Consider the following 11,306-nt stretch of genomic DNA (forward strand, 5'->3'; position numbering starts at 1 on the left):
TACTATAAAATTTTGGAACTTTTTAAATGCCTATAAAAAATATCAAATTTATGAATCTTTTAAATTTTAAAAATAATAAGAGTATCCAAGATAAGCTTTTAAATTTTTATTTGTAATGTCATCGATGGTAAATTTTTGGTCATCATTAAAATTAGAAAATTCTGTATAGTTATATTTCATACCAACTTCGATGCCATGATGATCTGCTACGATATATTCTAAACCTAGTTTTGCACCTATTAACCATCCAGCAACAGTATAATCTATAGTGCCTCTTTGAGAGTCTTTATTAATCTTAACTCCGCCATGTATGATAGAAGATCCAGTGTAAGCACCAATTACTGCCCTAAGATCGGTTGCGATTTCTGGAGTCCAGTCTGCACCTAAATATATCTCATGAATAGTTGCATCCATTTGATTTTTTTCTTTGTTATGTTTTATTTTTGATATATATTCATAAGCACCATAAACTCTAAATTCACCAAAACTATAACCACCTTTTATACCAAGTCCAAAATTTGATTTACTTGCATCGAATTTTTCACTAGAGCTACCTTTTGTCTCAAGGCTAAGCGAAAAATTATTATAACCACCTTCAAAACCTACAAAAGCACCCTTATGTGCATTTAGCGACGAAGCAACCAATAAGCTAGCAACAAAGCTAAGTTTAACTAAATTTTTCATTTTTTCTCCTTATTAAAAGATATGATGTAATTATACCCCCCCCTCTTTTTTTTTAAGGTTGGCTGAAAAATTAAATAAAATGAAAATTTATTATTAAATTATTGTAAAAATTTGGATGTAATCTAACTGGCAATAGAGATTTACAAAAAGCAAATCTCTAAATTTGAAAATATTAAAGGGCTTCTTTTGCTTTTTTGACCACCAAAGCAAATGAAGCTGGATCATTCATAGCCATATCAGCTAAAACTTTTCTATCAAGCTCAATGCCTGATTTTTTAAGTGCATTCATAAATTTTGAGTAACTTATATCATTTAATCTACAAGCAGCATTTATTCTAACGATCCAAAGGCGTCTAAAATCTCTTTTTTTGGCCCTTCTATCTCTATATGCATAACATAAGCTTCTTTCTAATTGCTCTTTTGCTTTTCTAAAGTGTTTGCGTCTTGCACTATAAAAGCCTCTAGCTAACTTTAAAACTTTTTTGTGGCGTCTTCTTCTAACCACGCCTGTTTTTACTCTTGCCATACCTATCCTTTCATAAATGGCGTCCAAATTTGGAACTTGCCCTTAAATTTAAGCAAATTTAGGGGAGTTTGAATGATAAAAATCAAAAACTATTTCCCAAGCATTTTTTTCACAGCTTTTTCATTGGTGCTATCGACAAACTGAGCTTGTCTTAAATCTCTTTTGCGTTTTCTAGACATTTTTGTTAAAATGTGGCTTCTAAAAGCAGAGCCTCTTTTAATTTTATTTTTGCCTACTTTAAAACGCTTAGCTGCACCACGAACGGTTTTCATCTTTGGCATGCTAATCCTTTAAATTTAGAATGAAACGTGATTATATCAAAATAAGTTTTATTTAAACTGAATTTACATATCTTTTTAAGCTTTGATCATATTTATATCGGTGTATTTATCGAATTATCCTAAAATTTAAAAATAAAAGCTCATTTATAACTACATCTTAAGCAAAATGTAGGATAACTTAGTATTTACTAACCCATAAAACACAGCTTTAATTGCTAAAATACCTAAGATTCTAACTATTAAAGCTAACGCTGATACAAAGTTATTTTTATTTTTGAGATAGACATTAAAATACCAAATCATCATAAATAACCCAACTAACATAGCCTTTTTTTCTAAGACTGCTAAAAGTGCTAAGTCTTGCAACATTATCTTCAAATTTATAAGCACTCTCCGCAAACCTTGCACTCTTTCCTAAAACGCCTTTTAGTGTGCTTTCTCCACTGCTTACATCTGCAATCTGCCCTCTACCAAAAAGACCGCTATCGTAAGCTTCTTTATATATCTTCATCTCATCGCTCATATCTAAAAGTGTTTTACTCTCAGTTTCGTTAATAATCCCTAGCTTTTGTTTTGCTAATAGGGTATCGTATGTTTTAGCCTTTGATAAAACATTGGCTTGTTTTATCATATCTGTTGGATTAAAGCCGTTTAATATCATTAAAGAGGCGTTAGAGGCTAGGTTATTAATATGTGCTTTTGAGTTATACACTGTTTTTGATTTTTTCCACATATTTAGATAATTTTTCCAACCCGCACCCCAACCATCACGACCAAAAAAAGTTCCATATAGCTTATCGTAATTAGCGTTTAAATCGTTTGCAATATCTTTTCTTATGTATTTACCCTCTAATACCCCAAATCTACTATCTAGCTTTGTAAATCCGCTTTGTTTTGCAAAACTATCTAAGTATTTTTTATCAACATCACCTGCTACTTCTAAAAAAATCTGCTGTTTATTTGGACTTTGTTTTGCTAATTGCTCTGCATAATCTTTAATGTTTTGCAGATATTTTGCATGCTCTATTAGCTCTCTTTGTTTCATCAGAGTTTTTGCCGCAATTATAGATATATCTGTATCTTCTTTAAGCTCGGCTCTTCTTGCTTTTGATAAATCTTGTCTTATGATTACTTGATTTTTTTGATTGTGTAAAATTTTACCATCTTTATCTCTGAAATAAGTCTTTTTGCCTTTGCTAAATCCTCCACTTCCATACTCTACAATATCTCCACTTGCAACGCCTTTTTTAAAATCTTCTAAACTAATAGCATACTCTTCACCTCTTTTTTTTGTTATATTATCTAAACCAAATCCTGCTTTAAATGTGTTTTTAAATTTATCTTTTAAATTTAAATCATAGTTTCTTATAGTATAGTTTCCTAGATACTCATTTAGTGTATTGGTGTCAAAAAATCCAAGAGAGTGAAGCTCTTTTGTATTATTATCTATCATATCTCTAAGACTAGCTACTAGCTTATTATCAATGTTACCTAAGGTTATATCCTCTCCTTGTAGTGCTTTACCCATATTTTGCAAAGTTTGCTTATCATATCCGCTAAACATCTTGTTTATTACTTCAATATCCATAGCTTGTTTATTTATATTAGATACTGCTTTATCTCTTAGCTTATTAAAATCATCGCTAAATGTATTTGTAAATGCTCCTCTTAATTCGCCAAAAACTCCATTTATATTTTTAAAATCCTTGTCATCTTTTAGCTGTTCTTTTAACTGCCTAACCTTAGCTTGCTTCTCTATAAGGGTATTATTAAGAGCAATTTCTTCATTTTTTATAAGGGCTTTTTCTTCTTCTACTCTTGGAGTATAAGGAGCGTTTAAATTTTCTCTATAATTAATCGCATCCTCCATTTGTTTTTTAATCTTATCTTTTTCCTCTTTATTTCCTTTTGCCTGCTTATAACTTTGTTTTTGCTGTTCTAAATATTCTAAGATTTCTCTATTTTTTTCTAATATTTCAGGAGGAATTATATCTGCTTCTACTTCATTAAAACGCTTTTGGAGTTTGTCTTGTTTATCATTATATGTTTTTAGAAACTCATCATTCTCTAATATAGCACTATCTAGCTCTTTTTTTATAGGCAATGTTTCAGCCTCTCTTATAATCTTAGGTGCATTCTTAATAGCTAATCCGCCTCCTGCTCCTAAAATAGCACCAGTTGCCACACTTGCCCAGTCAATATCACCCTTACTATCATAATCAGCATTTATCGTTGCACCAACTCCTGCACCGCTTATTGCAGAGCCAGCTTGATTTGAGGCAATGCCTTTTAAATTTTCAAGATTAAATTTAGAGATTTTAGGAATTTGTTCGCTATCTTGATAAGCTTTTGTATGAAATTCCATAGGCTCTTTAAGGTTTTTATCAGAATAAAAAGATATAATTTTCTCACGAGGCTGATTAAAATTGGCTGGAGATTGATCTAGTTCAGCCTTGTCTAAATCTCTTGTAACTGCACGGAAATTAGAGGAATCTTTTTCCCATTCATATAGTTTTTTATTTCTTCCCATACTATCAATTTCAGTGGTTGGCTCTATATTGTTTTGCAAATTATTTCTAATATTTTGCCCTAAGCTCATAATGTCATACTTGCTAACTTCGCCTTTCTTACCACTCCCTAAATGCTTTCTTTGTATATGTTTTGCACCATATTTTTTATTGCCTTTTTCAAAAATTAGTGCGTCTTTATTGCTATCATCATATTTTCTAATGATAGTAGATGGCTTTTTATTTTCTAAAACCTGATGCACTCTAGCCATCTCTTTTTTATCAATCCTATTTAACTCTCTTGGTGTTAGATTTGGGTTTGCACTATCTAAAACATTATCTATTATAGGGTTACTTATCTTACCCCTTAATTTATCTATACTATCTTTTGCTTTATTGTAGCCTTTTTTGATTAATTGTTGTGGTAAGCCACTAGCTAAACTTCCGCCAATTGTTGCTCCAACTGCACCGCTTAATAAAGCATTCTTTTTCATTTGCTCGCTACTTATAGCACTATCTCCATAATCACTAAGCATACTAGCTCCAGAACTAAACGCTCCAAATTTTAAAGCCTCTTTTCCTATGTCTTTTGCTTTTTCAAGTTTGCTTAAATCTTTTATTTTTCTAGCTTTACCAATAGCACCACCAACAGGAATTAAATTTAAAGGGTCACCGACCATCTCCCCAATCACACCAGCTACTTGATTATTTATTCTTTTTTTATAATCATTTGCAATATCTGAAGAGTTTTTGCTAGCTTCTTCTAAATATCTACTTGCCTTATCTAAACCAATTGCACCAGCTCCTTTTGACGCCATTTTTTGTATAGAAGCCACATATTTATTTATGTTATTTACGTGTCCGCTCCACATATCACCCATAAAGCTTGTATTTTTTTTAACGTCTTTAGTTCCCAAAAATTCTTCAGGGCTGATTTCTTTGTATTTCATTGTAGCGTTTTGCTTTTCGACTCCTAAAAACTCCTCTGGTGTAATCTCTGTGTATTTCATCATTCAGCCTTAATTACTCTACCGTCTTTATCCATTATGTATTTTTTTCCATCTTCTCCCATTACAAATTTATACCCTCTCTTTTGTAAAGTTTCTACGTCCTTAAACGTCATACTTGTTGATGGAAGCGTGCCATATTTAGCATAAAATCGTGATGCAACTTCTCTTTCTTCGCCTTTTAAATCATCTAGTGCAGATTGTATATTATCGCTATATAATTTCTCTGTATTCTTTGCATTAAAATTTCTATCATCATTTTCTTTTTGATAGTTAAATTTATCTTGGTTTAAATTATAATCTCTATCGTCTTTTTCTTTTTGATAGTTAAATTTATCTTGATTTAATAAAAAGTTTTGTCTATCTTGTTCTCTCTCGTAATTAAGTTTATCATAATCTAATTGTTTGTTATAGTTAAAAATACGCTCTTCTTTTGCTTTTGTATCTTCGTATTTTTTTCCTTTTAACATCGCCATATCATTTAAAAAACCACTTATATTCCATCCGTATTTATCTCCAACTTCACGACCTGTTGCATTAGAACGACCTATGTTTAGATATGGATTATCACTTTTGAGATTGCCGTTGCCGTAAAAATCCCTAGCATTAGTAAAACTATCATTATAATTGTTTGCTCGTTGCTTTTGTTGGTTATAATAGTTGTTACCTTGCCCTGCACTTGAAAGCCTATTGCTTACTGTGTCTGAAAACGCTTTTTGTCTTTTTTTGTATTCTTCATCTATTTTATAATCATAAGCCATATTTTTTCCTTATTTTTTTAATTATACAATCAAAAATATCTGTTTTATAGTATTATTTCTAATAGCTAAATACGTATAACTCTCCAAAGTTATTATCAAAATCAGTAGAATAAAAGATTATTTTTCTATCTCCTCCTCTAAAAAACCTAACATAACTACTTTCAATCATATTGATATGCTCGTGCTCTCTATAAAAGCGTCTATTTTTTAAATGCTCATAGATGCCCATATCTGCGTCATCTGTATTATTTAGATAGTAATCTAGCCTGCTATTTATTTTATGGTCAAGTGGTCTTATAAATTCCCCAATAAATATAAATTTAGAGTAATTTCCATTAAGTAATTCAAACTGATTTATAATGCCAGCCATAAAAAATATACATAAAATCCCACAAGCTAAAGCTAGATATAGAAATACTCTTTTTTCTTTAAATCAAAGAAGCCCACCAAAAAGTAAAACAAACCCAGCAAATGCAACCTCGTTATTCATCCAACCTATATGCCACTCATTATTTGCATAAAATACACCCATTCTTCTTAAGAAATTTAACGAGTGAGTAATATCTCCTAAGTGAAAAACAGATGGAAGCATAGCAAGACCCATAGCCACAACCGTAAAAAGTCCAAATTTCTTTAAATTTAGCCTATAACCTTTGTAATGAGCTGGAGCATAAACAAAAATAAGCCCCACTACAGCTTAAACAAATACAGTAAAAAACAAAAGCGGAATTTCAGCGGCTATAATTTCAAACAATTTCATCTTCAACTCCTTGATAAGCGTGAGGTAAATGCATTTTTCCACCTCTATCACCACTTTTTCTGGTATTTTTTTCAGGTTTTATAACTAAATTTGGCAGAGTTACACTCTCTTCTATCAATGGTGCCACACTTGCCAAAGTTCCATATTCTGCTCTTAATTCCCCAATATCGCCATATTCTAAGGCTCTAAATGGACATGAGCTCACACAAATTGGTTCAAATCCAGCGTCTAGTCTATCCTAAACAGCCATCACATTTATTCATATGTTTTTTTATCTTATTAAACTGTGGTGCTTCATATGAACACGCCATAGCACACGCCTTACAGCCTACACATCTTTTATCATTTACCATAACAATGCCATATCTTGTCTTCATCATAGCACAAAGTTAGACAAGCCTTTAAACAGGCTGGATCGATGCAGTGATTACAGCTAATTGATGTATAGTAAGCAAAAACATCATTTGAGATGATAGTTCCTTTCTCATCCATACTATACCTTCATACTCATACACTCTTCTAAAATTTACTCCTATTGGACTATCTTGATAATCTTTACAGGCTATTTGATATGTTAAAGTAACTCCTGGCATTGCTCTTGAAGTTACCTTTGCAATTCCGCTTATTTTTCCTATATGATTTTTAACTATAACCTTAACATCTGTCTTGATATCTCTACTTTTAGCATCAAATTTACTAATCCTGTATTTCCACCCAAAATACCAACATTTCCAGTCATACAGGCTAGTGTTGCTATAGCTCTGCTTGATTGCTCTCCATTTTGATGGCGTTGAGGTCCCCAACCTTGCTCTATAAAACAGGGTTTTACATTTGCAATCTCTCTTGCAAGTTTAATTATCCTTGAAGTTGGCATTCTTGTGATAACTTCAGCTCATTTTGGAGTTTTTGGCGTGTTATCGTATCTGGTTCCTAAAACATAATCCATATATGAAGCATTTTTTGGAGCGTCTAAAGGCAAAGCTTCTCTGCTAAAACCTATAAAATATCTATCCAACAATTCTTTATCGTATAAATTTTCTTCTATCATTACATAAGCTAAAGCAACGTCCGTTGCTGGAGCTATTGAGATCCACTCATCACTATTTCATATCATAGTATCGCTATACTGCGGATCTATGCAAATAATTTTTGTGCTATTTTTCTCTCATATGTTGCAAAGAGTATCCAATTGATTAGCCACTCATTCTAGATCCTGCGTGATTTGAGCTAAATAAAACAGCAAGTTTTGCATGAGCTAATTCTCAATATCAGATCCTGCACTTGTGCCATAAAAACAGGCTAAACCATTGGCTATTTAAGTGCTCGAGTAGCTATTGTGATAATTTAGATAACCGCCAAAAAAAGACTAAGCAATCTATGATAACTGCCATCTAGCCAACCTGCCATAATTGAGCCAATAGTGCCTGTATGATAAAGTATATAAAATGCTTCATTTTTATACTTTTCTTTTACCTCTTTCATTTTGGTAGCTATTGTATTGATAGCTTCATCCCAACTAATTCTTTTAAATTTACCTTCGCCTCTTTTTCCAACTCTTTTTAGTGGATAAAGAAGCCTATCTGGATTATAGTGTCTATATCTTGCAGAACGCCCTCTAACGCAAGCTCTTATCTGGCGTTTTTCGTAGCTATCATTTCCTTTATCATCGCTAGTCATATAAGTAATAACGCCATCTTTTATATGAGCTTTTAGCATACATTTACTACCACAATTTACAGGACAAGAACCAATAAACACCTTTTCGTCATTGCTTTTTAATGGGTTTAACTCACTAACTGTATCAGCTGAAGCTGTTTCCATATAAGCACTAGTTAGTCCGCTAAGCTTTAAAAATTTTCTTCTATTTAGTTGCAAATCAACCTCCTTAAAAATTTATTATCAATTGTCTTAGCATTACTCTTAATAATTAATAAACTATAACAACATAACATTTTGAATTTTACAACTATTAGTTTATATAAACTTAATATTAATAAATTAATATACTTTTTGTTAGTAATTAATGCGAAAATTTCAATATCTTCAAAATGCCTAAACTAACATTATAATAAATAATATCTATGAAAGAAAATCGTGCTTTAAGTGCTTATAGAAAACTGTAACACTATAAACGAGTATTTTTCTGTTTTTAGAGAGATAATTATATAGAGCTAGATTAAAGCTATTTTAGGGTCACTAAAACAAAAACTTTGCCTTACTCGTAACTGCAAGCAAAAAGGCTTCAATAAACTAAAATTTATAGCATTAGATTAAATTTTAAATTGCATTTAAAGAGTGTAAATTTAAAAGGATGAAAAAAATATAAAAATTGATAGCTTAATACTTTAAATTAATAGTAATAAATAAGATAAATTTACTAAATTTATAGCAAATTTATCCTTTTTGGTATTAATATAAAGTAGCAATTACTTTTTTGGAGTTACAAGTAAATTTACATATCTACCCTCAAACATCGGCTCTTTATCTTTATCGCAAAACTCTTTTATGCTTTCATAAATTTTATTTAAAAGCTCAACACCAACGCTAGGATTAGACATTTCACGACCTTTTAAAAATACTCTAAATTTAACGTGCTTGCCATCTCTTAAAAACTCAACCGCGTGTTTTACCTTGTAATTTATGTCATTTTGTGCTATTTTAGCTGAAAGTTTTATCTCTTTAATGTCGATAGTTTTTTGTTTTTTCTTGGCTTCTTTTTGTTTTTTTTCTTGTTGATAGCGAAATTTTCCATAGTCCATAATCTTGCAAACTGGCGGTTTTGCATCAGGAGCTATCAAAACCAAATCAAGCCCCATTTTATTTGCTATATCTAAAGCTTCTTCACTTGATATAACACCATAAACTTCACCATCATCGCCAACACATCTTACCTCTTTTTCACGAATATCTTCGTTTAGATATATAATTTTTTCTTTACTCAAAAATGCACCTCGTTTAATTTTTCCTCTATAAATTTAATAAACTCATCCAGACTTAAATTTTGCTGGATTCTAGCTCTTCTATCTCTAAGAGCAACACTTTTTTTATCAACCTCTTCATCTCCAATTACCACAATATAAGGCACGTGAGCCTTTTCAGCTGTTCTAATTCTTTTATTTAAAGTTTCATTTTTATTTAAAATTTCTACATCTATATCTAAATTTTGAAGTAAATTTTTAATCTCTTTTGCATAATTTTCATGTTTTTGACTAATAGGCACTATACTTACACCAGTTGGTGCTATAAAAAATGGAAGTTCGCCTGCAGTATGTTCTATCAAAATTCCAATAAATCTCTCAAAACTTCCTAAAATAGCTCTATGTATCATAACAGGACGCTTTTTTTCATTATTTTCATCTATATAATTTAAATCAAATCTCTCAGGCAGATTAAAATCAACTTGAATAGTTCCACACTGCCATTTTCTTTTTAAAGCATCAGTTATTTTTATATCTATTTTTGGTCCATAAAATGCACCACCACCCTCATCTATTCCATATCTATAACCATTTTCATCAAGTGCTTGTTTTAAGGCATTTGTTGCAATCTCCCAAACTTCATCATCGCCAATAGCTTTATTTGGTTTGGTTGAAATTTCCATCTCATAACTAAAATTAAAGGCTTTCATAATATTTTGCACAAAATCTAAAATTTCTAAAACATTTTCTTTTATTTGGGATGGCATACAAAATATATGTGCATCATCTTGAGTAAATTCTCTAACCCTAAAAAGTCCGTGCATAACGCCGCTTTTTTCGTGTCTATGAACTACTCCGTATTCAAAAAATTTAAGTGGTAAATCTCTATAGCTTCTAATATCGCTTTGATAAACTTTAACATGTCCAACACAATTCATAGGCTTGATACCATATTCTTGCTCATCGATTTTTGTAAAGTACATATTTTCTTTATAATTATCATAATGTCCTGAAATTTTCCATGCATCTGATTTTAAAATTTCAGGTCCACGAACTGGCTCATATCCTCTTTTTCTATGCACTTTGAATAGAATTTTTTCTAATTTTGAACGCATTCTTGAACCATTTGGAAGCCAAATAGGAAGCCCTGCACCAACTTCTTCATCAAAAGTAAAAAGCTTCATCTCATTTCCAAGCTTTCTATGATCTCTTTTTTTAGCCTCTTCAAGCATTTTTAAATGTTCATTTAAACTATCTTTATCAGCAAAAGCTACACCATAAATTCTCGTGAGCATCTCTTTATCTTCATCGCCGCCCAAATAAGCACCTGCAACTCTTGTGAGTTTAAAAAATCTTAAATATTTTGTATTTGGCACATGAGGACCGCGGCAAATATCTTCAAATTTACCTTGAGAATAGATACTAACTATACCATCTGGAATTTTTTTTAAAACTTCTTGTTTTAAGTCATCATCTTTAAATTTTATACTAACTTCGGATTTTGTTGAGTTTATCTTGGAGAAATTTAGTCTATCTTCAACCAAATTTTTCATCTTTTTTTCTATATCTTTTAAATCATTCTCGCCAATCTTGCTGCCATCTTCTTTAAAAGCTCTAAAATCATAATAAAAACCATCTTCAATTGCTGGTCCAACAAAAAATTTTGCTTCTGGATATAGTTCCAAAATAGCTTCAGCCATTAAATGAGCACAGGAGTGCCTAATGACTTCTAGTGCTTCTTTTGAGTTATCAAAATATATAGGTTGAGCTAAATTTTCATTTTCGCCAATGCTAAATGTATCAATTATATTTTCATTTAATTTATATGCGATTATATCGCTCATTTATCTTCCTTTATGCTT

The 11,306-nt window shown here is 31.1% G+C and carries 15 protein-coding genes; all 15 read right to left on the reverse strand.

The genetic code is table 11. The features are described from left to right. Positions 1-66: 66 nt before the first annotated feature. The 15 genes from F1B92_RS00790 to thrS all read right to left on the reverse strand — a co-directional run bounded on the left by F1B92_RS00790 (position 67) and on the right by thrS (position 11,288). Positions 67-684 carry an outer membrane beta-barrel protein gene (locus F1B92_RS00790; protein WP_154570013.1) on the reverse strand — a complete coding sequence of 206 codons (618 nt, stop codon included), beginning with the start codon at positions 682-684 and terminating at the stop codon, positions 67-69. A gap of 172 nt (positions 685-856) precedes the next feature. Then, positions 857-1,210, reverse strand: a complete 354-nt coding sequence (rplT, locus tag F1B92_RS00795; protein WP_154570014.1) for a 50S ribosomal protein L20 — start codon at positions 1,208-1,210, stop codon at positions 857-859. Positions 1,211-1,299: 89 nt separating this feature from the next. After that, entirely contained in the window at positions 1,300-1,491 is a 192-nt protein-coding gene (rpmI, locus tag F1B92_RS00800) for a 50S ribosomal protein L35 (RefSeq protein ID WP_154570015.1), read from the reverse strand. A 286-nt stretch (positions 1,492-1,777) separates the two neighbouring features. Beyond that, positions 1,778-5,008, reverse strand: coding sequence for a peptide chain release factor 1 (locus F1B92_RS00805; RefSeq protein WP_154570016.1), 3,231 nt, complete (start codon positions 5,006-5,008; stop codon positions 1,778-1,780). After that, positions 5,008-5,766 carry a hypothetical protein gene (locus tag F1B92_RS00810; protein WP_154570017.1) on the reverse strand — a complete coding sequence of 253 codons (759 nt, stop codon included), beginning with the start codon at positions 5,764-5,766 and terminating at the stop codon, positions 5,008-5,010. Before F1B92_RS00810 ends, F1B92_RS00805 begins: the two co-directional genes overlap by 1 nt. 58 nt (positions 5,767-5,824) lie before the next feature. After that, positions 5,825-6,136: a hypothetical protein gene (locus F1B92_RS00815; RefSeq protein WP_154570018.1), complete on the reverse strand. Its 312-nt coding sequence runs from the start codon at positions 6,134-6,136 to the stop codon at positions 5,825-5,827. A 63-nt stretch (positions 6,137-6,199) separates the two neighbouring features. Continuing rightward, positions 6,200-6,457 carry a hypothetical protein gene (locus F1B92_RS00820; RefSeq protein ID WP_154570019.1) on the reverse strand — a complete coding sequence of 86 codons (258 nt, stop codon included), beginning with the start codon at positions 6,455-6,457 and terminating at the stop codon, positions 6,200-6,202. Positions 6,458-6,512: 55 nt separating this feature from the next. Beyond that, positions 6,513-6,731, reverse strand: coding sequence for a hypothetical protein (locus F1B92_RS09545; RefSeq protein WP_154570020.1), 219 nt, complete (start codon positions 6,729-6,731; stop codon positions 6,513-6,515). 28 nt (positions 6,732-6,759) lie between these two features. After that, positions 6,760-6,903: a 4Fe-4S dicluster domain-containing protein gene (locus tag F1B92_RS09550; protein ID WP_229770849.1), complete on the reverse strand. Its 144-nt coding sequence runs from the start codon at positions 6,901-6,903 to the stop codon at positions 6,760-6,762. Positions 6,904-6,927: 24 nt separating this feature from the next. Next, positions 6,928-7,119: a hypothetical protein gene (locus F1B92_RS09555; protein WP_229770850.1), complete on the reverse strand. Its 192-nt coding sequence runs from the start codon at positions 7,117-7,119 to the stop codon at positions 6,928-6,930. Between the two features lie 53 nt (positions 7,120-7,172). Continuing rightward, a complete protein-coding gene (locus F1B92_RS09435) occupies positions 7,173-7,400 on the reverse strand; it encodes a molybdopterin-dependent oxidoreductase (protein ID WP_195836261.1) in 228 nt (75 codons plus the stop codon). A gap of 18 nt (positions 7,401-7,418) precedes the next feature. Continuing rightward, on the reverse strand, positions 7,419-7,574 hold the full coding sequence (locus F1B92_RS09440) for a hypothetical protein (RefSeq protein WP_154570023.1): 156 nt from the start codon (positions 7,572-7,574) through the stop codon (positions 7,419-7,421). Between the two features lie 296 nt (positions 7,575-7,870). After that, a complete protein-coding gene (locus tag F1B92_RS00845; protein ID WP_154570024.1) occupies positions 7,871-8,401 on the reverse strand; it encodes a molybdopterin-dependent oxidoreductase in 531 nt (176 codons plus the stop codon). 551 nt (positions 8,402-8,952) lie between these two features. After that, positions 8,953-9,468, reverse strand: a complete 516-nt coding sequence (gene infC, locus F1B92_RS00850; RefSeq protein WP_154570025.1) for a translation initiation factor IF-3 — start codon at positions 9,466-9,468, stop codon at positions 8,953-8,955. Next, complete coding sequence (gene thrS, locus F1B92_RS00855; RefSeq protein WP_154570026.1) at positions 9,465-11,288, reverse strand: threonine--tRNA ligase; 1,824 nt, start codon at positions 11,286-11,288, stop codon at positions 9,465-9,467. The genes infC and thrS overlap by 4 nt, the downstream gene beginning before the upstream one ends. Between the last annotated feature and the right edge of the window lie 18 nt (positions 11,289-11,306).

The sequence above is a fragment of the Campylobacter portucalensis genome (assembly GCF_009690845.1).
In the GTDB taxonomy this organism is placed as follows: domain Bacteria; phylum Campylobacterota; class Campylobacteria; order Campylobacterales; family Campylobacteraceae; genus Campylobacter_B; species Campylobacter_B portucalensis.